This is a genomic window from Cupriavidus taiwanensis, assembly GCF_900250075.1.
Classification (GTDB): domain Bacteria; phylum Pseudomonadota; class Gammaproteobacteria; order Burkholderiales; family Burkholderiaceae; genus Cupriavidus; species Cupriavidus taiwanensis_C.
Window position 1 is genome coordinate 101,139 of sequence record NZ_LT977070.1, and the last position, 26,047, is coordinate 127,185.

At 68.9% G+C, this 26,047-nt stretch carries 17 protein-coding genes and 2 riboswitches; of the genes, 10 read left to right on the forward strand and 7 right to left on the reverse strand.

Annotated features, from left to right (window positions below; genetic code table 11):
• Positions 1-142 precede the first annotated feature (142 nt).
• On the forward strand, positions 143-1,270 hold the full coding sequence (locus CBM2588_RS00530) for an ABC transporter substrate-binding protein (RefSeq protein WP_115678906.1): 1,128 nt from the start codon (positions 143-145) through the stop codon (positions 1,268-1,270).
• A 22-nt stretch (positions 1,271-1,292) separates the two neighbouring features.
• On the opposite strand, the gene CBM2588_RS00535 is transcribed toward CBM2588_RS00530, so the two are convergent.
• The gene (locus CBM2588_RS00535; protein ID WP_115678907.1) at positions 1,293-3,389 is read right to left on the reverse strand and encodes a UvrD-helicase domain-containing protein; all 2,097 of its coding nucleotides are present in this window, start codon (positions 3,387-3,389) and stop codon (positions 1,293-1,295) included.
• Positions 3,390-3,658: 269 nt separating this feature from the next.
• Here CBM2588_RS00535 and CBM2588_RS00540 point away from each other — a divergent pair, with 269 nt between their 5' ends.
• From CBM2588_RS00540 to CBM2588_RS00580, 9 genes are all read left to right on the forward strand, one after another.
• Entirely contained in the window at positions 3,659-3,886 is a 228-nt protein-coding gene (locus CBM2588_RS00540; protein ID WP_012354259.1) for a glycine zipper 2TM domain-containing protein, read from the forward strand.
• A 73-nt stretch (positions 3,887-3,959) separates the two neighbouring features.
• Positions 3,960-4,047, forward strand: a riboswitch (glycine riboswitch).
• A 21-nt stretch (positions 4,048-4,068) separates the two neighbouring features.
• A riboswitch (glycine riboswitch) is annotated at positions 4,069-4,193 on the forward strand.
• 95 nt (positions 4,194-4,288) lie between these two features.
• Positions 4,289-5,416 carry a glycine cleavage system aminomethyltransferase GcvT gene (gene gcvT, locus CBM2588_RS00545; RefSeq protein WP_115678908.1) on the forward strand — a complete coding sequence of 376 codons (1,128 nt, stop codon included), beginning with the start codon at positions 4,289-4,291 and terminating at the stop codon, positions 5,414-5,416.
• Positions 5,417-5,515: 99 nt separating this feature from the next.
• The gene (gcvH, locus tag CBM2588_RS00550; protein WP_018006183.1) at positions 5,516-5,896 is read left to right on the forward strand and encodes a glycine cleavage system protein GcvH; all 381 of its coding nucleotides are present in this window, start codon (positions 5,516-5,518) and stop codon (positions 5,894-5,896) included.
• Between the two features lie 97 nt (positions 5,897-5,993).
• Positions 5,994-8,924, forward strand: coding sequence for an aminomethyl-transferring glycine dehydrogenase (gene gcvP, locus CBM2588_RS00555; protein WP_115678909.1), 2,931 nt, complete (start codon positions 5,994-5,996; stop codon positions 8,922-8,924).
• 151 nt (positions 8,925-9,075) lie between these two features.
• The gene (locus tag CBM2588_RS00560) at positions 9,076-10,452 is read left to right on the forward strand and encodes an L-serine ammonia-lyase (RefSeq protein ID WP_115678910.1); all 1,377 of its coding nucleotides are present in this window, start codon (positions 9,076-9,078) and stop codon (positions 10,450-10,452) included.
• A gap of 55 nt (positions 10,453-10,507) precedes the next feature.
• Complete coding sequence (locus tag CBM2588_RS00565; RefSeq protein WP_115678911.1) at positions 10,508-11,245, forward strand: MBL fold metallo-hydrolase; 738 nt, start codon at positions 10,508-10,510, stop codon at positions 11,243-11,245.
• A 29-nt stretch (positions 11,246-11,274) separates the two neighbouring features.
• A complete protein-coding gene (locus tag CBM2588_RS00570; RefSeq protein WP_115678912.1) occupies positions 11,275-11,748 on the forward strand; it encodes an OsmC family protein in 474 nt (157 codons plus the stop codon).
• A gap of 19 nt (positions 11,749-11,767) precedes the next feature.
• Positions 11,768-12,625: an alpha/beta hydrolase gene (locus CBM2588_RS00575; RefSeq protein WP_115678913.1), complete on the forward strand. Its 858-nt coding sequence runs from the start codon at positions 11,768-11,770 to the stop codon at positions 12,623-12,625.
• Between the two features lie 143 nt (positions 12,626-12,768).
• Positions 12,769-13,260, forward strand: a complete 492-nt coding sequence (locus CBM2588_RS00580) for a YMGG-like glycine zipper-containing protein (RefSeq protein ID WP_115678914.1) — start codon at positions 12,769-12,771, stop codon at positions 13,258-13,260.
• A 37-nt stretch (positions 13,261-13,297) separates the two neighbouring features.
• On the opposite strand, the gene CBM2588_RS00585 is transcribed toward CBM2588_RS00580, so the two are convergent.
• The 6 genes from CBM2588_RS00585 to CBM2588_RS00610 form a co-directional block, all read right to left on the reverse strand.
• Entirely contained in the window at positions 13,298-14,413 is a 1,116-nt protein-coding gene (locus tag CBM2588_RS00585) for a YbdK family carboxylate-amine ligase (RefSeq protein ID WP_115678915.1), read from the reverse strand.
• Entirely contained in the window at positions 14,413-15,639 is a 1,227-nt protein-coding gene (locus tag CBM2588_RS00590; RefSeq protein ID WP_092316751.1) for a cation:proton antiporter, read from the reverse strand. The genes CBM2588_RS00585 and CBM2588_RS00590 overlap by 1 nt, the downstream gene beginning before the upstream one ends.
• Before the next feature lie 166 nt (positions 15,640-15,805).
• Positions 15,806-17,776 (reverse strand): tetratricopeptide repeat protein, encoded by a 1,971-nt coding sequence (locus tag CBM2588_RS00595; RefSeq protein WP_115678916.1) that lies wholly within the window; start codon positions 17,774-17,776, stop codon positions 15,806-15,808.
• A 150-nt stretch (positions 17,777-17,926) separates the two neighbouring features.
• On the reverse strand, positions 17,927-19,078 hold the full coding sequence (locus CBM2588_RS00600; protein WP_115678917.1) for a branched-chain amino acid ABC transporter substrate-binding protein: 1,152 nt from the start codon (positions 19,076-19,078) through the stop codon (positions 17,927-17,929).
• A gap of 169 nt (positions 19,079-19,247) precedes the next feature.
• Positions 19,248-23,231, reverse strand: coding sequence for a trifunctional transcriptional regulator/proline dehydrogenase/L-glutamate gamma-semialdehyde dehydrogenase (gene putA, locus CBM2588_RS00605; RefSeq protein WP_115678918.1), 3,984 nt, complete (start codon positions 23,229-23,231; stop codon positions 19,248-19,250).
• A gap of 196 nt (positions 23,232-23,427) precedes the next feature.
• Positions 23,428-25,743, reverse strand: a complete 2,316-nt coding sequence (locus CBM2588_RS00610) for a primosomal protein N' (RefSeq protein ID WP_115678919.1) — start codon at positions 25,741-25,743, stop codon at positions 23,428-23,430.
• Positions 25,744-26,047: the final 304 nt, after the last annotated feature.

Here is a 26,047-nt window from a genome sequence, read left to right on the forward strand (position 1 = left end):
CACAGCTTGACCGCCGTCAAGTGCGGGCATGAGCCGAGCGGCGCCGCTGCCGATGGGCTGCACGCGTACGTCACATTGGCGTCATGGGTGCCGGGTACGCTGCGCGCCACCGCGCCCACGCGCGATCCGCCAGGTTCCAGCCATGTCACGTTCCCGCCGCTCCCCCACGCCCGCGCCGTACCCACCGCTGCGCGACCACCCGCCGGCAGACGCCGGTCGGCGCCGGCTGCTTGCCGCGACCGGCATGGCGCTGGCCCTGTCCGCGTTCTCCGCCCGGACGCAGGCGCCGCGCACGGTGGTGGTCGGGCACCTGGTCGACCGCAACGGCGCGCAGTCCGACCTGGCGCGCGACTACCTGGCCGGGGCCAAGGTCATGTTCGACGCCGTCAACGCCTCCGGCGGTCCTGTACGGATCCAGCACGTGGTGCGCGATGCGGACCCCGATCCGCGCCGCGCGCTGGCGCAGGCGGTGTCGCTGGCCGACACGGAACATGCGGGGCTGCTGTTCGGTCCCGGCGACCGGCTGCTGCCCGCGCTCGCGTCATCGACCGAACTGGCGCGGCGCGGCGTGCAGATTGTCGCACCGCTGTCGGGGCTGGCGCTGGCCGCCGACAATGTCTGGTTCACGCGGGCCGACTACCAGGCGGAACTGGACGCGGCCGCGCAACAGTTGCGCGGCTATGGGCTGACGCAGATCGCGCTGGTAGTGGCGCCGGACTTTGCGGTGTCGTCGCTGGCCCGGCTGGAGGCGCAGACCGGCACCCGCGCGGTGCTGCTGGAAGGCAGCGGCGACGCCGCGGCACGGCGCATTGCGGCAACTCGCCCGGGCGCGGTGATCGTCGCCGGCGACACGCTGGCCTATGCCGAACTGGGCCGGGCGCTGGCGGCGCAGGGGTGGTACGGCTTCCTGGTGGGGCTGTCCGCGGTCAGCGCCAATGCCGCGCGCGAGATCCTGGGCCGCGGCTACGCCGGCGGGATGGTGCTGACCCAGGTCGCGCCGGGCCCGCAGCAGGCCACGTTGCGGGTGGTGAAGGAACACGTGGCGCGCATGAAGCAGTACCTGGACGAACCGCCGTCGCCGGCGACGCTGGCCGGCTATATCGGCGCCGCCTGGCTCGCACGTTCGCTGCAGGGTGTGCGCTCTGGCGGCACGACGGAGTTGCGGCGGGCGCTGCAGGGACGCGTCGACGTCGGCGACTTCACGCTGGACTTCACGCGCGGGCAGCGCGGCTCGCAGTACGTCACGCTGGCGGTGTCGGGCGCGCGGTAGAGGCTGCCGGCGCCGTGACCGCTCAGCCGGCGACCGCCTTGCCCCCATTGCCCAGCAGCGCCTTGAGCGCGCCGAGCCGGTCCTTGGGGCTCATCGCCGGGGTGTCGTCCTTGGGTGCCGGCGCCTCTTCCAGCTTCATCTCGCCGATAAAACGCGACGGCTGGCACGAATAGGTCTCGCGCGCACGCTTGCGCTTCTTGCACCAGCTGATCTGCAGGCTGCGCTGCGCGCGCGTGATGCCGACATACATCAGCCGGCGCTCTTCCTCGATCTTCTCGTCGGTCATGTCGTCGTCTTCGCGGCAGTGGGGCAGGATGCCCTCTTCCACGCCGACCAGGAACACGTGCGGGTATTCCAGCCCCTTGGAGGCGTGCAGCGTAGAAAGCCGCACGGCGTCGGGATCTTCCTCGCGCCCTTCGAGCATGCTCATCAGCGCCACGGTCTGCGTCAGCTCGAGCAGGTTCTTGCCTTCGCTGCCGAAGCCGTCGGCGTTGTCGTAGCCGGTGGCCTCCTCGCCCTCTGCCGCCTCCGGCTTGGTGCCCTTGCGCTTGAGCCATTCGAGGAACTCTAGCGTGTTGGTCCAGCGCGACTGCGCCTGCCGCTCGTCGAAGCTGTCGTACAGGTAAGCCTCGTAGTGGATGCCGGCCATCAGGTCGTCGAGCACTTCAGTAGCCGGGTCCTTCGCCGCGCGGTCGGCCAGCCGCACCATCGATTCGCAGAACACGCGCAGCGGCTCCAGCTGGCGCGGCTGCAGCTTGCCCTCGATGCCGCCCATCATCGCCGCCTCGAACAGCGACACCTTGGCCTGCCCGGCAAACGTGCCCAGCACTTCGAGCGTAGTGTTGCCGACGCCGCGGCGCGGCGTGGTGATGGCGCGGATAAAGGCGGGATCGTCGTCGGGATTGGCGATCAGGCGCAGGTAGGCGCAGATGTCCTTGATCTCGGCCTTGTCGAAGAAGCTCTGGCCACCCGACAGCACATAGGGAATGCGCTCGCGCCGCAGGATCTGCTCGAACAGCCGCGCCTGGTGGTTGCCACGGTACAGGATGGCGTAGTCGCGGAACTGCGCGCGGCGCTCGAACTTGTGCGCCGACAGGCGGAACACCACCGACTCGGCCTCGTGCTCCTCGTCGTTCATCGGGTGGATGGCGATCGGATCGCCCATGCCGTGCTCGCTCCACAGCTTCTTGTCGAACAGCTTGGGATTGTTGGCGATGACCGCGTTGGCCGCTTCCAGGATGCGCACGGTGGAGCGGTAGTTCTGCTCCAGCTTGATCACCTTCAGGTTGGGGAAGTCGGTCTGCAGGCCGCGCAGGTTATCCAGCGTGGCGCCGCGCCAGCCGTAGATGGCCTGGTCGTCGTCGCCCACCGCGGTGAAGGCCGGCGCGCGCAGGTGCGAGCCACCCGCCAGCAGCTTGAGCAGCTGGTACTGGCAGGCGTTGGTGTCCTGGTACTCGTCGACCAGGAAGTAGCGCAGCCGGTTCTGCCACTTCAGCTGTACCGCCTCGTTGCGCGCGAACAGTTCGGCCGGCAGGCGGATCAGGTCGTCGAAATCCACCGCCTGGTAGGCGTTCAGCGTGGCGACGTAGTTGCGGTAGACCAGCGCGGCCTGGTGCTCGTCGGCATTGGCGGCCTGCGCGATCGCGGCCTCGGGATCGACCATGCCGTTCTTCCACAGCGAGATCGTGCTCTGCACGCCGCGGATCAGCTTCTTGTCGGTGGTGCCCAGTTGCTCCTGGATCAGACCGAAGCAGTCGTCCGAATCCATGATCGAGAACTGCGGCTTCAGGCCCACGTGCTCGGCTTCCATGCGCAGGATCTGCACGCCCAGCGAGTGGAAGGTGCAGACCGTCAGCTGCTTGAGCGGAATGCGCTTGCCCTCGCGCGTGGTCTTGCCCTCCATCAGCTTGGCGATGCGCTCCTGCATCTCCTTGGCCGCCTTGTTGGTAAATGTGACGGCGGCGATATGGCGCGGCTCGAAGCCCTTGTCCTCGATCAGATGCGCGATCTTCTGCGTGATCACCCGGGTCTTGCCGGAGCCCGCGCCGGCCAGCACCAGGCAAGGCCCGTCCAGGTAGCGGACGGCTTCGGATTGGGCGGGGTTCAGGCCATGGGTCATGCGGGCAGGTGTCGGGGCGGCAGCGGAATCGCGGGAAAGAGCGGATTTGCCGGCATCCCGTCACCCGGGCCTGCGGCAAAGCTGCCGATGTTAACACGCTCGCCGCGGCGGGTCAGTCAGCGCAAGCCGCGAGCGCGGGCCAGGCCGTGTCACTGGCGTAACACTTCGTAAAGACCGGAGCCAATGACGTAACGCGACACTCTAATCAGTGTGTCCCCCGGTCCGCCGGATCGCTTGGGCATGCACGAATCATCACATCGGAGCCAACAATGAAAACCCTGCAAACTTTGACCAAGGTGACCCTGATCGGCATGACGGTCGCGGCTTTTGCCGGTTGCGCGGACATGACCCCGAAACAACGTAATACCGCCATCGGCGCCGGTGCCGGCGCGGTTGGCGGCGCCGTCCTGACCGACGGCAGCGCGCTGGGTACGCTGGGCGGCGCGGCCGTGGGCGGCGTCATCGGCAACGTTGTCACCGACGACAAGAAGAAGTAAGCACCGGCGCGCAGCGGCGGGTATGGGGCCCTTGCCGTGGTTTGACAAAGGCCGGGGCCTCCCGTACATTGCGCGCATCCGACCGGGAGAGCGCGCATCGCCTGCGCCGCCGAAGGGGTATCACCCGAAAACTCTCAGGCACCACGGACCGGTCGGATCGGCATGCAACATGCACACGATGCATGCCGCACTCTGGAGAGCGGCACCCGCCATTCGTGGCGAGCGTGCCCACCGAAGGGGCGCGCGAGGATTGGGTCCACGGGATCCGCCTCGTAATCTCTCAGGTATCGAGGACAGAGGGGTCATCCGCCGCAGCGGATTGCTCGCCAAATTGGCGTAGCGATCGCCGCGGCGGATGGCCCTTTTTTGTTTTCGCCAACCGAGACTGCCCCCGAGGATTCCATGACGCTCCAGGCCACGCCCCTCAACGCTATCCACCGCGCCCTCGGCGCCCGCATGGTCGACTTCGGCGGCTGGGACATGCCGGTCAACTATGGCTCGCAAATCGAGGAGCACCATGCCGTGCGCAACGATGCGGGCATGTTCGACGTCTCGCACATGTGCGTGGTCGATCTCGCCGGCCCGAATACCCGCAGCTTCCTGCGCGGCCTGCTGGCCAACAACGTCGACAAGCTGCAGACCCCCGGCAAGGCGCTCTATTCCTGCATGCTGGACGAGAACGGCGGCGTCATCGACGACCTGATCGTCTATTTCTTCGCCGAGGACCGTTTCCGCCTGGTGGTCAACGCCGGCACCGCGGTCGGCGATATCGACTGGATCCGCGCCCGCAACGACGCCACCGGCAGCGGCGTGACCATCACGCCGCGCCGCACGGACGTCGCGCCCGAGGGCGTGCAGCCGCTGGCGATCGTCGCGGTGCAGGGACCCAACGCCCGCGCCAAGGTGTGGAGCACCTTCCCGTCGACCCAGCCTTCCGACGCGCTCAAGCCGTTCAATGCCGTGGTCGTGCAGGATCCCGCCCTCGGCGAAGTGATGGTGGCGCGCACCGGCTACACCGGCGAGGACGGCTTCGAGCTGGTGGTGCCGGCCGCGAGCGTCGCCGGCCTGTGGGAAAAACTGAATGCCGCGGGCGTGCGCCCGGCCGGCCTGGGCGCACGCGACACGCTGCGCCTGGAAGCCGGCATGAATTTGTACGGCCAGGACATGGACATCAAGGTCTCGCCGCTGGACGCGGGCCTGGCGTGGACGGTCGACCTGCAGAGCGAGCGCGACTTCACCGGCAAGGCGGCACTGACCGCGGCGGGTTCGCGCCAGCAGTTCCTCGGCCTGATCCTGCGGGACAAGGGCGGCGTGCTGCGCGCCCACCAGAAAGTCATCACCCCCGCCGGTGACGGTGAAATCACCAGCGGCACCTTCAGCCCCTCGCTGTCGCAATCGATCGCCTTCGCGCGCCTGCCGCAGGGCGTGAACGTGGGCGACACCGTGCAGGTGGAGATCCGCGACCGCAAACTCAACGCGACTGTGGTTAAACTGCCGTTTGTGCGTCATGGCAAGGCACTCGTGAGCTAGGGGACAGCCCCGCTCACCCAACGGTCGCCCTCGCCTGCCGGCAGCGTTGCCGGGCAGGCATCACCCAACAAGAAACAGATCTGAATCCGGAGAACCTTCATGAATTTCCCCGCTGACCTCAAGTACACCGAGTCGCATGAGTGGGTGCGCGTCGAAGCCGACGGCACGCTCACCATCGGCATTACCGACCACGCACAGGACGCGCTGGGCGACATCGTCTTCCTGGAGCTGCCCGAAGTGGGCAAATCGGTCGGTGCCGGCGACGCGCTGGCCGTGGTCGAGTCGGTGAAGGCCGCCTCCGACATCTACGCGCCCGTGGCCGGCGAAGTGATCGCCGTCAACGAGGCCGCCACCGCGGCGCCGGAAAGCGTCAACGCCAACGCCTTCGACGCGTGGCTGTTCAAGCTCAAGCCGGCCAATGGCGACGACGTCAACGGCCTGATGTCGGCCGACGCCTACAAGGCCAGCGTCGGCGCCTGATCGCCCGCCGGTCCCCCTCCGGGACCGGCACACCGCATTCGCGGCGCCGCGGCACGGCTGACCACCTGCCGCCGCGCCCTCCACGAGGTTCTTGCCCATGAACGCCCCGCTGCCCATGAACGCCGCCCAAGCAAACCGGCCCACGCTGGCCGAACTGGAGGCGCGCGACGCCTTCGCCGCCCGCCATATCGGCCCCGATAGCCCCGAACAGCAGCACATGCTGAAGGTGCTCGGCTACGAAAGCCGCGCCGCGCTGATCGACGCCGTCATCCCCGCCGCCATCCGCCGCCGCGACGGCATGCCGATGGGCGAGTTCACCGAGCCGCTGAGCGAAGAGGCTGCGCTGGCGAAGCTGCGCGCGCTGGCGGGCAAGAACAAGGTGCTGAAGAGCTTCATCGGCCAGGGCTACTTCAACACCATCACGCCTGGCGTCATCCTGCGCAATATCTTTGAAAACCCCGCCTGGTACACCGCCTACACGCCCTACCAGCCGGAAATCTCGCAAGGCCGCCTGGAAGCGATGCTGAACTTCCAGCAGATGGTGACCGACCTGACCGGGCTGGACATCGCCAACGCGTCGATGCTGGACGAAGGCACCGCCGCCGCCGAGGCGATGACGCTGCTGCAGCGCGTGAACAAGCACGACTCCAATATCTTCTTCGTCGCCGACGACGTGCTGCCGCAGACGCTGGAAGTGGTACGCACGCGCGCGCTGCCGCTGGGCATCGAAGTCAAGGTCGGCCCCGCCGCCGACGCCGCTGCCGCGGGCGCGTTCGGCGTGCTGCTGCAGTACCCGGGCGTGAACGGCGACATCCATGACTACCGCGCCATCGCCGACGCGGTGCACGCCGCCGGCGGCCTGGTGGTGGCCGCCGCCGACCTGCTGGCGCTGACGCTGATTGCCGCGCCGGGCGAATGGGGTGCCGACGTGGCCGTGGGCAACTCGCAGCGCTTCGGCGTGCCGCTGGGATTTGGCGGCCCGCACGCCGGCTACATGGCGGTGAAGGATGCGTTCAAGCGCTCGATGCCGGGCCGCCTGGTGGGCGTGACCGTCGACGCGCAGGGCAACAAGGCGTATCGCCTGGCGCTGCAGACGCGCGAGCAGCATATCCGCCGCGAGAAGGCCACCTCCAACATCTGTACCGCGCAGGTGCTGCTGGCGGTGATGGCATCGATGTACGCCGTGTATCACGGCCCGCAGGGCCTGAAGCGCATCGCGCAGCGCGTGCATCGCCTGGCCGCGACGCTGGCGGCCGGCCTGGAGCAGCTTGGCTTCGTCCGCACCAACGCGACCTTCTTCGACACGCTGACGCTGGAAACCGGCTTCAACACCGAGGCAATCCATGCCGCCGCCACCGCGCGCGGGATCAACCTGCGCCATGCCGGCGCCACGCGCGTCGGTATCTCGCTGGACGAGACCGCCACGCGCGACGACGTGGTGGCGCTGTGGGAAATCTTCACGCAGGGCAAGCCGCTGCCGGCGGGCCTCGATTTCGACAAGCTCGAAGCCGCCACCCATGACGCCTTCCCGGCCGAACTGGCGCGCGCCAGCGAGTACCTGACCCACCCGGTGTTCAACACGCACCACGCCGAGCACGAGATGCTGCGCTACCTGCGCATGCTGGCCGACAAGGACCTGGCGCTGGACCGCACCATGATCCCGCTGGGCTCGTGCACGATGAAGCTGAACGCCACCAGCGAGATGATCCCGGTGACCTGGCCCGAGTTCAGCCAGATCCACCCGTTCGCGCCGCTGGACCAGACCGTGGGCTACCGCGAGATGATCGACCAGCTCGAGGCCATGCTGTGCGCCGCCACCGGCTACGCCGCGGTCAGCCTGCAGCCCAACGCCGGCTCGCAAGGCGAGTACGCGGGCCTGCTGATCATCCATGCGTATCACGCCAGCCGCGGCGAAAGCCATCGCGACATCTGCCTGATCCCGTCGTCGGCGCACGGCACCAACCCGGCGTCGGCGCAGATGGCCGGCATGAAGGTGGTGGTGGTAGCCTGCGACGAGAACGGCAACGTCGACCTGGAAGACCTGGCGAAGAAGGCCGAGCAGCACAGCAAGAACCTGGCTGCGATCATGATCACCTACCCGTCCACGCACGGCGTGTTCGAGCAGGGCGTGCAGCAGATCTGCGAGATCGTGCACAAGCACGGCGGCCAGGTCTATGTCGACGGCGCCAACATGAACGCGATGGTCGGTACCGCCGCGCCGGGCCAGTTCGGCGGCGACGTGTCGCACCTGAACCTGCACAAGACCTTCTGCATCCCGCACGGCGGCGGCGGTCCGGGCGTTGGCCCGGTTGCGGTCGGCGCGCACCTGGCGGATTTCCTGCCCAACCAGGACAGCGTCGGCTACCGCCGCGACGAGCGCGGCATCGGCGGCGTGTCGGCGGCACCGTTCGGCTCGGCCAGCATCCTGCCGATCTCGTGGATGTATATCGCGATGATGGGTTCGGCCGGCCTCACCGCCGCCACCGAAAACGCCATCCTGGCGGCCAACTACGTGGCCAAGCGCCTGGCGCCCTACTACCCGGTGCTGTACACCGGCCAGCACGACCTGGTCGCGCACGAGTGCATCCTGGATGTGCGCCCGCTGCAGAAGGAAACCGGCATCAGCAACGAAGACGTGGCCAAGCGCCTGATGGACTACGGCTTCCACGCGCCGACCATGAGCTTCCCGGTGCCGGGCACGCTGATGATCGAGCCGACCGAGTCCGAAGCGCTGCATGAGCTGGACCGCTTCATCGACGCGATGATCGCGATCCGCCAGGAAATCGGCCGCGTCGCCGACGGTACGTTCGACCGCGAGGACAACCCGCTCAAGCACGCGCCGCACACCGCCGCGGTGGTGACCGCCAACGAGTGGACCCACAAGTACACGCGCGAGGAAGCCGCCTATCCGGTGGCGTCGCTGCGCACGCAGAAGTACTGGCCGCCGGTCGGCCGTGCCGACAACGTGTATGGCGACCGCAACCTGTTCTGCAGCTGCGTGCCGGTCAGCGACTACGTGGTCGACTGACGCACCCCCGGGCCGTGCCATCGCCTCGGCGGTGGCACGGCCGTCGCACTATGCTCAAGATGAAGGGCCCGCCGGCGGCGGTGTCCGTTGCCGTACTTCGACCGCCTGAAAAAGAGCCTCTGCAAGACCATCCCGTTGCTGGAGACATTCCGTGGCAGTCAGCGTCTTCGATCTGTTCAAGGTGGGCATCGGCCCGTCGAGCTCGCATACCGTGGGCCCGATGCGCGCGGCCCTGATGTTCGCGCAGGGGCTGGAGCGCGACGGCTTGCTGCCGCAGGTGGCCAGCGTGCGGGTCGAGCTGTACGGCTCGCTTGGCGCCACCGGCAAGGGGCACGGCACCGACAAGGGCGTGATCCTCGGCCTGATGGGCGAGTCGCCCGACACCATCGATCCCGATTCCATCGACACCCGACTCGCCGCGTTGCGCAAGTCGCGCGAGCTGTCGCTGCTGGGCCGCCATATCGTGCCCTTCGTCGAGAAGGAGCACATCGCGTTCTACCGCCGCGAGGCCCTGGCCGAGCACCCCAACGGCATGAAGTTCCATGCCTTCAACAGCGGCGGCGCGAGCCTGCGTGAAGCGCGCTACCTGTCGGTGGGCGGCGGCTTCGTGGTCACCGCGGGTGCGCCCAACACCCAGGTGCTCAACGCCGCGCAGCAGCTGCCGCACCCGTTCCGCAGCGGCAAGGACATGCTGCAGATGGCGCAGGACAGCGGCAAGAGCATTGCGCGGCTGATGCTGGAAAACGAGCTGACGTGGCGCAGCGAGCAGGAAGTCGTCGACGGCCTGCTGCATATCTGGGACGTGATGCAGGCCTGCGTCGCGCGCGGCTGCCGCACCGATGGCGAACTGCCGGGGCCGTTCAAGGTCAAGCGGCGCGCGCCCGAGTTGTTCCGCAGCCTGACCGAGCGCGCCGAACGCACGCTGTCGGATCCGCTCTCGGTGATGGACTGGGTCAACCTGTACGCCATCGCCGTCAATGAAGAGAACGCAGCGGGCGGCCGCGTGGTGACCGCGCCGACCAACGGCGCAGCCGGCATCATCCCCGCCGTGCTGCACTACTACGACCGCTTCGTGCCGGGCGCCAACCAACAGGGCGTGGTCGACTTCCTGCTGACGGCGGGCGCGATCGGCCTGCTGTACAAGCTCAACGCGTCGATCTCGGGGGCCGAGGTCGGCTGCCAGGGCGAGGTCGGCGTGGCCTGCTCGATGGCGGCCGGCGCGCTCGCCGCGGTACTCGGCGGCAGCCCGGCGCAGGTGGAGAACGCGGCCGAGATCGGCATGGAGCACAACCTCGGCCTGACCTGCGACCCGGTCGGCGGGCTGGTGCAGATTCCGTGCATCGAGCGCAATGCGATGGCGTCGGTCAAGGCGGTCAACGCGGCGCGCATGGCGCTGCGCGGCGACGGCACGCACTATGTATCGCTCGATTCGGTGATCAAGACCATGCGCGAGACCGGCGCCGACATGAAGACGAAATACAAGGAGACGGCGCGCGGCGGGCTGGCGGTGAATATCGTGGAGTGCTAGCGCCGGTGCGGCGTATCATGGCGGCGTTCCCCGGCCAAACAACAAGAGGACGGCCATGCAGACCTTCCATCAGCTGTTCGACGAGACCTCGTCCACCTTCACCTACCTGCTGATCGACGCCGCTACCGGGGACGCGCTGCTGATCGATCCGGTCGACCACCAGCTCGAGCGCGACCTGAAGCTGCTGCAGGAAACCGGCGCGCGCCTGGCTTGGGTGATCGAGACCCACGCCCATGCCGACCACATCACCTCGGCCGGCCACCTGGCCCTGCAGACCGGCGCGCATACCGCGGCGCCGTCCGGCTGCGACATCAAGCCTGCGCACAAGCAGCTGATCGACGGCGACACCGTCGCCTTCGGCAAGCAGGTGCTGCGCGCCATCCATACGCCCGGGCACACCGCCGGCAGCATGAGCTACCTATGGGAAGAAGCCGACCCCGACGGCATCGTGCGCCGCATCTTCACCGGCGACGCGCTGCTGATCGACGGCTGCGGCCGCACCGATTTCCAGTCCGGCGATGCCGGCACGCTGTACGACAGCCTGACCCGCAAGCTGTTCGCGCTGCCCGACGACACGCTGGTCTATCCGGCCCACGACTACAAGGGCCGCACCGTGTCCACCATCGGCCATGAACGCGCGCACAACAGCCGCGTCGCCGGCCGCACGCGCGAGCAGTTCATCGAGATGATGCGCAACCTGAACCTGCCGCGCCCCAGGCTGATCGATGTCGCGGTGCCGGCCAACCAGCGCCTGGGCCTGCGCGACGGCGAAAGCGTGCCGCACGGCGCCTGAATTCCCTCCCCAACCTCAGGAGTCCCTGCATGTCCACCTATACCGCTGAAGTCCTGTGGCAACGCGACGGACAGGATTTCGCCGGCAACCGCTACAGCCGCCGGCACGTGCTGCGCTTCGACGGCGGCGCCGAAGTCCCGGGCTCGTCGTCGCCGCATGTGGTGCCGCTGCCGATGTCCGACGCCAGCGCGGTCGACCCGGAAGAGATGTTCATCGCCTCGCTGTCGAGCTGCCACATGCTGTGGTTCCTGTCGCTCGCAGCCAGGCAGGGCCTGGTGGTCGACCGCTACCTGGACGCGGCCACCGGTGTGATGGAAAAGAACGCCGACGGGCGCATGGCGATGACCGTGGTGACGCTGCGCCCGCAAGTCACGTTTGGCGGCGAGGCCGAGCCCACGCGCGACCAGCTCGACGCCCTGCACCACGCCGCGCACGAGGCCTGCTTTATCGCCAACTCGGTCAGGACCGAGGTGCGCTGCGAGCCGGTGTACGCCGGCGCCTGACCGCCCCAGGCACACGGCCATGCCTGCCAGCGTGCTGCCCGGCGCAACCGCACCGTCGGCGCTGCCACGGACGGCGCGGGCGCGCCTGTGGCGCTGGCTGGCCGCGGCGCTGGCGGGGCTGGCCGCGATCGCCATGCTGCAGGATCACTTCCTTTATTTCCCCGAACGCGCTTCGGTCGACGACATGGTTTCGCCCGGGCTGCGCGCGTGGCCGGGTCCGGACGACTTCCGCGGACTGGTGGCCGAGCCGCGCGGGCCGGTGCGCGCCACCGCGATGGTATTCCACGGCAACGCCGGACATGCCGGGCATCGCGACTACTACGCCAGCGCGCTGGCGCCGCTGGGCGTGCGCGTGATCCTGGCCGAGTACCCCGGGTACGGGCCGCGCCCGGGCACCCTGGGCGAACGCAGCTTCGTCGCCGACGCGGAGCAGTCGATTGCGCTGGCGCGGCGCCAGTTCGACGGCCCGCTGCTGCTGATCGGCGAATCGCTGGGAGCGGGCGTAGCGGCGGCGGCGGCCGCGCGCCAGCGCGACAGCGTTGCCGGCGTGCTGCTGATCACGCCGTGGGACAAGCTCGCGCACCTGGCCTCGCATCACTATCCCTGGCTACCGGCCGGCTGGGTGCTGCGCGACCGCTACGACAGCGTCGCCAGCCTGGCTGGCTTCGGCCGCCCGGTGATGGTGGCGGTGGCGCAGCGCGACACCATCGTGCCGGCGCGCTTCGGCGAGGCGCTCTATGCGTCGCTGGGCGAACCGCGACGGCTGGTGGTGATCGACGGCGCCGGCCACAACGACTGGACCGGGCATGTCGACCTGGCCTGGTGGCAGCAGGCCATCGCGTTCCTGCTGGCGCCGCCACCCACCACAAACAAATAACATCGCGCCGCCAAAACACTGATTTGACTTAGCCCTGCGGGCCGCAAATACTGGCCTTCAGAGAACACGGAACGGCTTGCCCGCGCGCGCACCGGGCGGCGCGTCCAGCATTGCGTGGCCGACAACTGCGGGGGAACACGATCATGAAGCAACGCCAGCATCGCAAGCCGTATCTCGCCCTCGGCGCGCTGGCCGCGGCCCTCGCGCTGGCGCCGTTCCAGGCCACGGCGCAGAGCAAGCCCGTCGCCTATCCGGCCAAGGGCCAGAGCCAGCAGCAGCAGGCCAGCGACGACGGCGCGTGCTACAGCTGGGCCAAGCAGCAGACCGGCGTTGATCCTGCCCAGGCCGCCAACGCGCCGCCGCCGGCCCAGGCGCAAAGCGGCCAGCGCGTGCGGGGTGCGGCAGGCGGCGCTGCTGCCGGGGCCGTGGCGGGCGCGATTGCGGGCGACGCCGGCAAGGGCGCGGCAATCGGCGCTGCAACGGGTACGGTCGCCGGCGGCATGGCGCACCGCCAGTCACGCCGCCAGGCGAATGCGGCCAACCAGCAGGCGGCGGCCAATACCAGCCAGGCGATGGGCTCGTACTACCAGGCCTGGGGCGCCTGCATGCAGGGACGAGGCTACAGCGTCCAGTAAGGCAACGGCGCGTTCAACGCGCGCTCAGGCAGCCCACTCAGGCAGCCCACTGGTCACACGCCTTGCGCACCGTCTCGCGCTGGCTGCGCGCCTCCGCGTCGACCTGGCGCAGCCACTCGGCATCACCGTCGCGGCGCGCGGCCAGGGCGCGGATATTGGCCAGCGCCTCGAGCGAGCCGAGCGCCTCGGCATGCGGCACCAGCGCGTCGCAGATCGACAGGATATGGTCCGCGATCGGCATGCGGGTCAGTTCGTTGGGGTGCACGTATTCGCCTTCCAGCCCGAAGCGGCAGGCCTGGAAGCGGTTGAAGGTGTACACCAGGTAGTCGTCTTCCTGCGGCATGAACGGGCGCGACAGCAACAGGTAGCGCGCCAGCATCTGGATATAGGCGGCGATATCGCAGGCGCGCTGCACCGTCAGCGGCGTGTCCATCACGCGGACCTCGATGGTGCCGAATTCCGGCTTGGGCCGGATATCCCAGTAGAAGTCCTTCATGCTCTCGATCACGCCGGTATTGCGCATCTTCTCGAAGTACGCGGTGAAGGCATCCCACGTCAGCAGGAACGGCGCGCGCCCGCTCATCGGAAAGGCCGCGACCGAATTCAGCCGCGCCGAGGCAAAGCCGGTATCGACACCCTGCACATACGGCGACGACGCCGCCAGCGCGACGAAGTGCGGCACATAGCGGCCGATGGCGTGCAGCAGGAACAGCGATTCGTCGGCGCTGGGGCAGCCGATATGCACGTGCTGGCCGAACACGGTGAACTGCTTGGCCAGATAGCCGTAGAGCTCGGAGATGTACTGGTAGCGCGGCGAATCGGAGATGGTGCGGTCGGACCATTGCTGGAACGGGTGCGTGCCGCCGCCGGCAATGCCCAGGTTCAGCGAGTGCGACGCCGCCACCATCAGGTCGCGCATCACGGTCAGTTCTTCCAGCGCCTGCTGGTAGCTGTGGCAGATGCCCGTGCTGATCTCGATCATCGACGGGCTGATCTCGGGCTTGATGTCGCCGGCATGCTGGGCGCCCTTGAGCGCGCGCAGCAGGTCGGGCGCGAATGGCGCCAGGTCATAGTCGTGCCGGTTGACCAGCTGCAGCTCCAGCTCGACGCCGAACGTCAGCGCCTCGGATTGCTTGAACGGCTCGAGCGACATCAGCGCCCTCCTCCATTGGCCCGGATATCGACGCGGACTTCGCCTGCGTAGCGCAGCGCCCACGCCGCGATCACCGGGCCGAAAAGTTGTTCGATGGCCAGCGCGCACAGGATGATCGCTGCCAGCGGCTGCCCGGTGCCCGGGTAGAGGCGCGCGACGTCATGCATCAGCAGGTAGGCCAGGCCCGACATCGGCGCCAACGCGAGCCCCAGCGCCATGCACTGGCGCAGGCTCAGTCCCGAGAACGACCCCAGCGACACCACGCCGGCGAGCTTGGCGACGTGGCGCAGCACCACCAGCGCGATGGCGTAGACGCCGCCCACGGCCCAGTCCTGCGCCGTCAGCGGCAGGCCCAGCGACACCACCATGACGATGATCAGCAGGCTGCCGGCGCTGCCGAAATGCGGCGGCCACACGTGCGGCTGGTTGTCCTGGTGCTTGAATACCACGCCGGCCAGCATCAGCGTCAGCGGCATCGACAATTTTAATACCCGGGTCAGCGCCAGCGTGAACAGCACCAGGCCCACCAGCACCAGGAAGCTGTAGTGATCGTCGGCCGACATGCGGTCGTAGATGGCATGGCCGAGCTTGCCCACCACCCAGGCCAGCAGGCACGAGCCCACCAGCAGGTACAGCGGATGCAGCAGCGCCGCGCCGAGGTTGCCGTATTCCGAATGCAGCCAGCCGGTGGCGACCTGCACGATGGCGGCGGCATAGATGCTGTTGAGCGCGGCCATGGCCAGCAGACGCTCGGTGACCTGCCCGTCGGCGCGCAGCTCGTTCTTGAGCTGCAGCACGATGGTGGGCGAGGTGCTGACCGCGATGCCCCCGGCCAGGATGGCCACGCCGGGCGAGGCGCCGATCCACTGCAGCACCGCCGCCACCAGGCCCCAGGTCAGCAGGCTTTCAAAGGCACTGGTCAGCAGCAGCCAGCGGTTGGCGCGCAGCCAGGTCAGCGAAAGCCGGTGGCCGAGTTCGAACAAGGCCAGTGCCAGCGCCATATCGATCAGGATACGGGTCTGGTTGATCATGTTCTCGTCGACGATGCCGCGGCCCAGCATGCCCGCGCACAGCCCCGCCGCGGCATAGCCGACGATGCGCGGGCAGCGCAGCCAGCGCCGGCTCAGCTCGCCCGCCAGGCCAGCGCCGACCAGGGCCAGTCCGACCCAGAAGAGGCCGCCGGGCGCGAGCGGGAGGCTAGGAAAAAGTTGGCTCAGTCCATTCATGGCGACATGGTAATGTAAGCACTTCACAATCCATGTCAGTGATTGTCCGACACCGCACCAAACGCGCGTCTTATTTCGGTCATCTTCACGTAAAAAACGCCATCTACGGATGGCGTTTTTTACATACCTTACATCTTCAGCCGATTCGCGGGCCGCGAGAGACGTTTCAGACGCCCCACATCTTCCACACCGGGCGGGTGGCCTTCAACGCCGCCTCGACCTGGCCGTACAGCGTGCGCGTTGTGCCCTGCGCCGCACCGCGGGCACGCGCCTGGTCGAAGTAGCCCAGCGCGGCTTCACGCTGGCCCTGTCCGAGTGCGGACTGCACCGCGCGCAGGTACACCTCGGCGTCCCAGTCGTCACGCGCGGCGAAGGCCGTGACGAAGTCCGCGAGCGCGGCGTCGTGGCGGCCCGCGGCGTTGTGCACCAGGCCGCGCTGCACGCGCGGGCCGGCCTGGTCCTGCGGATCGCCCTCGGTCAGCGCCACCGCCTGCTCGAACAGCGGCAGCGCGCGCTCGGGCTCGCCCAGGTCGCGCCAGACCTGGCCGAAACGGTTGTACAGCCAGGCGTCTTCCACCAGCAGCGCGCGGCGCTGCTGGGTCTCGATCTCGGCCAGCGCGTCGGTGCGGTCGTGCTCGTCCATGCCGGCCATGCGGGCCTGCAGCAGCGCGGCATAGTAGGCACGCGCATGCGCCATCGGGTGCGCGGCCTCGCTGCGGGCTTCCACCGGCAGCGCGTCCAGGCGCGCATCCATGTGCGCCATCGCGGCGCGCGCGGCCTCGGTCGGCTCGGCGCCGCCGAGCGCCTTCCAGGCGGCGATCATGCGGCTGAAGGCCCAGGTCACGTCGGCCGGGTTGCGCTCGAGCGGATAGCGGTTGAGCACCTCGCCCGCCAGTTCCGCCACCTTCTGGTGCTGGCGCGCGTCGGCGTGGCAATCGAGCAGGTCGATCCAGTGCTCGATGAACTCGCTCGCGGCCATGCCCTGGCGGTGCAGCGCGATGCGCTCGTCGGCATGCGCGGCGTCGGCCGGCAGGCTGCGTGCCAGCAGCCGGCACAGCAGCGAATAGAGATGGGGGTCGGCATTGCCGCCATGGCCGGCGGCGTCGCCCTGGCCCGTGGCAAAGTACTGGTCGAAGCGCGCCACGCCCGCGCGTCCGGCCTGCACCAGCAGCGGTCGCAGCGCGGCCTCGGCGGCGGGCACGTCGTCGATGAATTCGCCCAGCGCCATCGAGGCGCGGTAGTAGCCGGCGCCGTCGTCGGACTGGTCGGTTAGCGTGAAGCGCAGCCACGGCTCGGGTTCGGCGGAGGCCGCGGCAGTGCCGTCGCCGCGCTGCGCCAGCTGGTGGCGCCAGGCCAGCTCGCGTACCTGGCTCTGCGGGTCGGGCACCTGGCGCAGGTAGACGCCGAGGTCTTCGAGCGCGCCTTGCAGGTCACCGACGCCATGGCGCAGCGGCGCGCGCAGCCGGCGCGCCTCGGGGTGGTCGGGGTGCTCGGCCAGCACGCGCGCGGCCTGGTCGGCGGCGACGGCATCGCCGGCCGCGGCATCGAGCTCCAGCAGATGCGGGTTGTCCAGCGCGATCCGGCCCAGGCAGACGCGCATCAACGGCTCCGCCGGCACGCCGGCAGCCTCGGTGCGGGCGATGTAGTCCGTTACCAGCGGCGCGATATCGTCGGCACCCAGGTCGGGGTTGCGCACCATCAGGTCGTACCAGTAGCGCGCGGCGCCGGCCATGTCGCCGAGCCGCAGCGCCGCCAGGCCGGCGTGGAAATGCGCGGCCCATTCGCCGGTCAGCAGGCCGCTGCGCTGCGCGGCCTCGTGCAGCCAGGGGCGGGCCTCGGCATCGCGGCCCAGGCTCATCAGCATGGCGCCGTAGCGGTGCGCGATCACCCCGCGCGAGACCCAGCGGTGCGGCGGCTGCAGCGGCAGCGTGTCGAGCCGCGCCAGCGCCTCGTCCAGCACCGCCAGCGCGGCGCCGGCATCGCCGTTGTCAAAGTGCAGCCGCGCCCGCAGCGTGACGAAATCCACCACCTCGGGGCGCGCCAGCGACAGCTGGTCGGCAATCTGCAGCGCTTCGGCGAAGCGCCCCTGGTTGGCTAGCCCGATGGCGTGGTCGTAGCTGGCTTCCTGCTCGGACACGTACTGCTCCTATGGATGAAAAAAGTGCGAGTGCGGGATTATGCGCCAATGGCGGGATAGGGACCTTGTCTCGCCCGTCGCCGGCACCCGGGAAAAGAAAAACGCCGCCCGCAGGCAGCGTTCTTCCCATGCGCCAGATGTGGCGGCAGCTTACTTGCCGCCAACCGTCTCCAGCACAGTCCACTTGCCGCCCACGACCTTGTAGACCGTGATGCCGCCGTCCTTCAGGTCGCCGCGCGCGTCATACGCCAGCGTCTTGGTGGTCACGCCCTGCATATTGGTGGCGGCCAGCACCGGCAGGTAGCGCGCCGGGTCGGTCGAGCCTGCCTTGACCATGGCCGTCATCATCGCGGTGGCGCCGTCGTAGGCGTACGGCGAATAGGTCTGGACCTTGGAGCCGAAGCGCTTCTCGTACTTCTTCTCGTATGCGGCGCCGCCGGGCATCTGGTCCAGCGGCAGGCCGGCCAGCGACACCACGGTGCCTTCGGCGGCGGGGCCGGCCAGCTTCAGGAAGTTGTCGGTCTTGGACATTTCGCCCGACACCAGCGGGGCCTTCATGCCCAGTTCCTTGACCTGCTTGGCCATCGGCGCGGACTGGGTCTCGGCGCCGCCGTAGAAGATGATGTCCGGGTTGCTGCGCTTGATGTTGGTCAGCACGGCCTTGAAGTCCACCGCCTTGTCGTTGGTGAACTCGCGGCGCACGATCTTGCCGCCGGCGGCCTTGGCGGCCTTCTCGAACTCGTCGGCCAGACCCTGGCCGTAGGCGGTGCGGTCATCGACGATGGCGATGTTCTTCGCGCCCAGCTTCTTCACCACGAAGGCGCCGATCACCGAACCCTGCTGGGTGTCGGAGGTCATCATGCGGAAGGTGGTCTTGAAGCCCTGCTTGGTGTATTCCGGCGCGGTCGCCATGGCGATCTGCGGAATGCCGGCGCGGTTGTAGACCATCGACGCCGGGATCGTGGTGCCGGAGTTGAAGTGACCCAGCATGCCCTGGATGCCGTTATCCACCAGCTTCTGCGCGACCACCGAGCCGGTCTTGGGATCGGCCTGGTCGTCTTCGGAAACCAGCACGAACTTGACTTCCTTGCCGCCGATCTTGGGCTTGGTGGCGTTCATGTCCTCGATCGCGAGGATGATGCCGTTCTGCATGTCCTTGCCGTACTGCGCCTGGCCGCCGGTCATCGGGCCGGCGTAGCCCAGCTTGATTTCCTGCGCCTGCGCGAACGCGGCGGAGGCGGCGGTCAGGCCGGCCAGGGTCAGGGCAACGGTCATTGCCGTCTTGTGGAAAGTCGAGCTCATCAGATCTCCTTGGGTCCCAAATGGTGCCGATGTGGTGCCGATGTGGTGTCGTTACCGGCAGTTGTATTGCGGCGCGGCCTGGCAGTGCCGCGCCGTGCTTTCTCTGCGCGGCGGGGCGGGATCGCCGCCATCGCCGCGCGCTTCGACATGACGCCGTCCGAGGGTTGCCTCAGCCGATCGTCATCAAACTGGCATTGCCGCCCGCGGCCGCGGTGTTGACCGAGAGCGAGCGCTCGATCAGCAGGCGGTCGAGCGCAATGTTCCGTTCACCCTGCGCCAGGCCCTGCACGCCGATGATCGGGCCAGGACGCGCCGCGACCTGCTCGCACACCGTGCGCAGCTGGTCCGAATCGCCGTGGTGCAGCACCGCATCGATTGCCGTGTCCGCCGCGGTCCAGTCGGCCACCATGCGGACGCGCGATTGTACGCCCTTAGGCAGGCGCGCAAACAGCCCCCGGGCGACAGGGTTTTCCGGCCATACCGCCTCGGCGCCCACCGTCAGCACGGCGCCCAGCTGCAGGGCCAGGTCGGCCTCTTGCGCGGCCAGGCAGAGCACCCGCTCGCGCGCCAGCAGCGTGTAGGTGTTGCGCTCGCCAGTGGGGCCCGCCAGCGTCACCGCCAGGCCCGAGGCCGAGGCCTCGGCGAAGCGCTCGCACGCGCCGGCCACCTCGGGCTGCTCGCGGCGCGCCCACTCGCGGAAGGCCTCGGTGGCGCGCACGGCTTCGTCGTCCGGCCCCACGGTCTGGGCGCCGCCGGCGCCGGCATTGACGTCGGCCGCGCGCACGCTGCGCGCCACCGCGTCCTGCGGACAGACCGACAGCAGCCGGTGCAGGTAGAGCGGGCCGCCGGCCTTGGGACCGGTGCCCGACAGCGCCTCGCCGCCGAACGGCTGCACCCCCACCACCGCGCCGACGATATTGCGGTTCACATACAGGTTGCCCACCTGCGCCCGGCTGACGATGAACGAGATGGTCTCGTCGATGCGGGTATGGATGCCCAGCGTCAGGCCATAGCCGGTGCCGTTGATCTGGCTGACCATGGTATCCAGCGCCGCGCGCGGGAACCGCACCACGTGCAGCACCGGGCCGAAGACCTCGCGCTTGAGTTCCTCGATGCTGTCCAGCTCGATCAGCGTCGGCGGCACGAAGGTGCCATGGCGGCAGCTGGCGCCCTGCGCCGCGTTGGGATCGGCCTGGTGGACGCGGCGGCCCTTGGCGCGCATCGCATCGATATGGCGCACGATGCCGGCGCGCGCCTCTTCGTCGATCACCGGGCCGACGTCGGTCGACAGGCGGTCCGGATTGCCCATGTTCAGTTCCTGCATCGCGCCCTTGAGCATTTCCAGCACGCGCTCGGCCACGTCCTCCTGCAGGCACAGCACGCGCAGCGCCGAACAGCGCTGGCCGGCCGAGTCGAAGGCGGAGTTGACCACGTCGCCGACCACCTGCTCGGCCAGCGCCGAGGAGTCGACGATCATCGCGTTCTGGCCGCCGGTTTCGGCAATCAGCGGAATCGGGCGGCCGGCGGCGTCCAGGCGCCCGGCGACATTGCGCTGCAGGATGCGCGCGACCTCGGTCGAGCCGGTGAACATCACGCCCTTGACGCGGGCATCGCCCACCAGCGCGGCGCCGACGGTCTCGCCGCGGCCCGGCAGCAGCTGCACCGCGCCGGCCGGCACGCCGGCCTCGCGCAGCAGCCTCACCGCGGCGGCGGCGATCAGCGGGGTCTGCTCAGCCGGTTTGGCCAGCACCGGGTTGCCCGCCGCCAGCGCGGCAGCCACCTGGCCGGTGAAGATCGCCAGCGGGAAGTTCCACGGGCTGATGCAGACCACCGGACCGAGCGGGCGATGGGTCTCGTTGTCGAAGCCGCGGCGCACCTCGGCGGCGTAGTAGCGCAGGAAGTCCACCGCCTCGCGCACTTCGGCGATGGCATTGGAGAAGGTCTTGCCGGCCTCGCGCATGATGATGCCCATCAGCGACTGCATCTGGGCTTCCATCAGGTCGGCGGTGCGCTCCAGCGCGGCGGCGCGCACGTCCGGCGGCGTCGCCTGCCAGATCGGCGCGGCATTGACCGCGGCCTGCAGCGCGGCGTCGACCTCGGCCTTGCCGGCTTCGATGACATGGCCGACAACGTCGCGGTGATCGGCCGGATTCAGTACCGGCGTGGTGATGGCATCGGCGGCGCGCGCCACTTCGGCGCCCAGCATCGGCTCGGCCACCAGACGCTCGCCGGTGCCGGCCAGCAGCGCCGACGACAGCGACGCCAGCCGATGCTCGTTGGCCAGGTCGATGCCGGCCGAGTTGGGCCGGCTCTTGCCATACAGCGTGCGCGGCGACGGAATGCGCGGGTGCGGCAGGCCGAGCACGCCTTCATCGCGATGCATGGCCTCGACCACGGCCACCGGATCGGCAACCAGTTCATCCAGCGAGATGGTGTCGTCGGCAATGCGGTTGACGAACGAGGTGTTGGCGCCGTTCTCCAGCAGCCGGCGCACCAGGTAGGCCAGCAGCGTTTCATGCGTGCCGACCGGCGCGTAGATGCGGCAGGGCCGGTTGTACTTGCCGTCGGCGGTGGGGCCCACCACCTGGTCGTAGAGCGGCTCGCCCATGCCGTGCAGGCACTGGAACTCATACTGGCCGGGGTAGTAGCTGTGCCCGGCGATCTGGTAGATGGCCGACAGCGTGTGCGCGTTGTGCGTGGCGAACTGCGGGTAGATCGCGTCCGGCACCGACAGCAGCTTGCGCGCGCAGGCGATGTACGACACATCGGTGTAGACCTTGCGCGTATAGACCGGATAGCCTTCCAGCCCTTCCACCTGGGCGCGCTTGATCTCGCTGTCCCAGTAGGCGCCCTTGACCAGGCGGATCATCAGGCGGTGGCGGCTGCGGCGGGCCAGGTCGATCAGGTAGTCGATCACGAACGGGCAGCGCTTCTGGTAGCCCTGCACCACGAAGCCGATGCCGTTCCAGCCGGCCAGCTCGGGCTCGAAGCACAGGCGCTCGAGCAGGTCCAGCGAGATCTCGAGGCGGTCGGCCTCCTCGGCGTCGATATTGATGCCGATGTCATACTGGCGCGCCAGCAGCGTCAGCGACTTCAGGCGCTCGTACAGTTCGCCCACCACGCGCTCGTGCTGCGCGCGGCTGTAGCGGGGGTGCAGCGCCGACAGCTTGATCGAGATGCCCGGGCCTTCATAGATGCCGCGGCCGCGCGAGGCCTGGCCGATGGCGTGGATGGCCTGCTGGTACGAGGCCAGGTAGCGCGCGGCATCGGCCTCGGTCATGGCCGCTTCGCCCAGCATGTCGTACGAATAGCGGAAGCCCTCGGCCTCGTAGCGGCGCGCATTGGCGAGCGCCTCGGAAATGGTCTCACCGGTGACGAACTGCTCGCCCATCAGGCGCATCGCCATGTCCACGCCCTTGCGGATCAGCGGCTCGCCGCCCTTGCCGATGATGCGCGTCAGCGCCTTGGTCAGCCCCGATTCGGTATGGGTGGCGACCAGCTTGCCGGTCAGCAGCAGGCCCCAGGTGGCGGCGTTGACGAACAGCGACGGGCTCTGGCCCAGGTGCGACTGCCAGTTGGCGCCGCTGATCTTGTCGCGGATCAGCGCATCGCGCGTGGCCTTGTCGGGAATGCGCAGCAGCGCCTCGGCCAGGCACATCAGCGCCACGCCTTCCTGCGACGACAGCGAGAATTCCTGGATCAGCCCCTGCACCAGGCCCTCGCGCCCGGTGCCGACCTTCTGCTCGCGCAAGCGCGTCGCCAGTGCCTTGGCCATCTTGATGGCGGCCTCGGCCTGCTGCTGCGGCAGGCGCGCCTGCTCCAGCAGCACCGGCACACAATCGGTTTCCGGGCGGCGATAGGCGGAAGTGATGGCGGCGCGCAGCACCGACTGTGGCTGGATGCTCTGCGCAAATTCCAGGAACGGCTGCGGTGCGCCGTCGCCATGGAGCGCATCGGCGCCGTCGCTGCCCTCGCCCTCGGCCCCGGCCGCGCCGGCTTCGTACGGCAGGTGGCCGCGCTCGATCTGCTCGAGGTAGCAGAAGATGGCCTGCTTGATCAGCCAGTGCGGGGTGCGGTCGATGGATTGGGCGACGCGCTTGAGGCGGTCGCGCGAGGCGTCATCGAGCTTGACGCCAAGGGTGGTGGTGGCCATTGCGGGCAATTCTCCGAAAGACTGGAGCCGCCGCCGGTGCTACCTCGTCCGAGCCGACAGGCAGGGGCGCGCGACCGGCCGCAGCCTGTGAGCTGGCGCGATCTTACTCCCGAAAATCACCAAGGTGCAACCTTGTGCAACCCTATCGAAAACCCTAATCCGCAGGTTGCACTTTTCCTCCATATCGCCCGGTCCGCTAGATCCGCAACGGGTCGATTTCCAACTGCCAGCGCACCCCCTTCACCTCCGTGCCAACCTCTGCGAAAGTCTGTACCCACTCGGCCACAAACCGTTGCAGTACAGGGCGCGCGCTGGCTTCGACCAGCATCTGGGCACGCTCGCGGTTGAACACCCGCACCATCGACATCGGCACCGGATCATGCAGTTGCACCTCCGGCGCCAGGGTCCAGCGTTCGGCATGCCGGCGCGCGGCTTCCAGGAACTGCAGCGCCCGCTCCAGCTGCCCGTGTTCCGCGGTGACCAGCACCTGGAAGCAGAACGGGGGCAACCCGGCCTGGCGCCGCTCGCGCAACTGGCTGGCCGCGAATCCATCATAGTCATGGCGCGTCAGGGCCTGCAATGCCGGGGTATCGGGATAGCGGGTCTGGATCAGCACCTCGCCCGGCAACCCGGCCCGCCCCGCCCTGCCCGCCACCTGCATCAGCGATGCAAACAAATGCTCGGCGGCGCGGAAGTCGTGGCTGAACATGGCCGCGTCCGGATGCACGATGCCGACCAGGGTCACGCGCTGGAAGTCGTGCCCCTTGGCCACCATCTGGGTGCCCACCAGGATGTCGACTTCACCGGCATGGACCTCGTCGAACATGGCCTGTGCGCTGCCCTTGCGGCGCGTGGAATCGGCATCGATACGGGCGATGCGCGCCTGCGGGAAGCGCGCCGCCAAGGCCTCTTCGATGCGCTGCGTGCCACGCCCCAGCGGTGCGATATCGACATTGCCGCAATCCGGGCAGTGGTGCGGCACCGGCGACTCGAGGCCGCAGTGGTGGCAGCGCAGGCGACGTTCGGGCCTGTGCAGCACCAGGTACGCCGAGCAGCGCGGGCAACCCGACAGCCAGCCGCAGCTGTCGCAGGCAATCACCGGCGCATAGCCGCGGCGGTTCAGGAACAGCAGGCTCTGCTCGCCGCGCGCCAGGCGCGCGTCGATGGCCTCCAGCAGCGGCACCGACAGGCCCTCGAACAGGGCGCGCTGGCGCTGGCGCTCGTGGTTCAGGTCGACCAGCCGCACCGCCGGCAGCGCCGCATCGGCCTGGGCGCGCTCGCGCAGCACCAGCTTGCGGTAGGTGCCCTGCCCGGCCCGCCACCAGGTTTCCATCGACGGCGTGGCCGAACCCAGCACCACCGCGATGCCGCGCTGCTTGGCCCGCCACACGGCCAGGTCGCGCGCGGAGTAGCGCAGCCCTTCCTGCTGCTTGTAGGAGGTGTCGTGCTCCTCGTCGACCACGATCAGCGCCAGCGCCGGCAGCGACGCCATCACCGCCATGCGCGTGCCCAGCACGATGCGGGCCTCGCCGCGGTGCGCCGCGAGCCACTGCAGGCTGCGCTCCTGGTCGGCCAGGCCGCTGTGCAGCACCGCCAGCGGCAACTGCGGGAAGCGCGCGGCAATGCGGCTTTGCAGCTGCGGGGTCAGGTTGATTTCCGGCACCAGCATCAGCACCTGGGCCCGCGGGTCGCGCGCCAGCACCGACTGCATCGCATGCAGGTAGACCTCGGTCTTGCCGCTGCCGGTCACGCCGTGCAGCAGGAACGGGGCAAAGCCTTCGGCGTCGGCGATGGCCTGCACCGCGGCGCGCTGCTCGTCATGCAGCGGCGGCGCGGCCGACGGCGGCTGGGTGGGGTCGGTCGGCAACAAGGTGCGCGCGGTGCGGCTGGCCTCGACCAAGCCTGCGGCCTGCCATTCGGCCAGCCGCGACGGTGCCGCGGCACAGAGGGCACGCGCTTCCGCCAGGGGCAGCGGCTCGCCCGTGGCGGCGCGGTCGGCCAGCGCCTGGGCCAGTGCCCGCACGCTGCGGGCGCGGGGCGGCACGGCCGCCAGCAAGGCCTCGGCCTGGTCCGGCAGCACGCGGTATTCGTCGGTGCGGGCGCGCTGCGCCAGGCTGGGCCAGCTTTCGGCCTCGCGCAGGGCGGGCGGCAAGGCCGGCAGCATCACTTCGCCGAGCCGGCGCTGATAGTAGCGCGCGGCAAAGGCTGCCAGCCCGATCCAGTCCGGCTGCAGCGGCGGCAGCCAGTCCAGCCGTTGCGCCACGGGGCGCAACTTGTCCACAGGCACTTCCGAGTCTTGCGCGAATTCGAGCGCGACGCCGACCATGCTGCGGCGGCCAAACGGCACCTCTACCAGGTCCCCGGGCGCGATGTCGGCGATGGCGAGGTAGTCGAAGCAGTCGTCGGCGGGCGTGTCGAGGGCAACCCGTATCACCGGCGGCGACGACAGCGCCACCCGTGCGGCGGCTGGCGCCGTGGACTCCGGAAGGAGGGCGCCGCTATCGGGCAGCATGCACGGCTTGAAGGTGCATCGCCGTGGGGCAAGGCTGGGTCCACTGACAGCCTGCCCGGCCATGGCGGAAGGTGGGTGTGCGGCGCAGCATCAACTTAAAGTAAAACTTCAAATGTGGCCCTAAGTCGATGATAGATGACTGGTTTTCCACTAATTCCACTGCCCCTGTGGATAACTTTGTTGAAAAGTCGCTTTGCCTGGCCCGGAAGCCCCGAGAAACAAGGGATCCACTGGTATCGACCCCTTCTTTGCAAATCTTCCAAAGCCTTAAAAATCAAGGGCTTGCAAACATCCCCCAGATAGG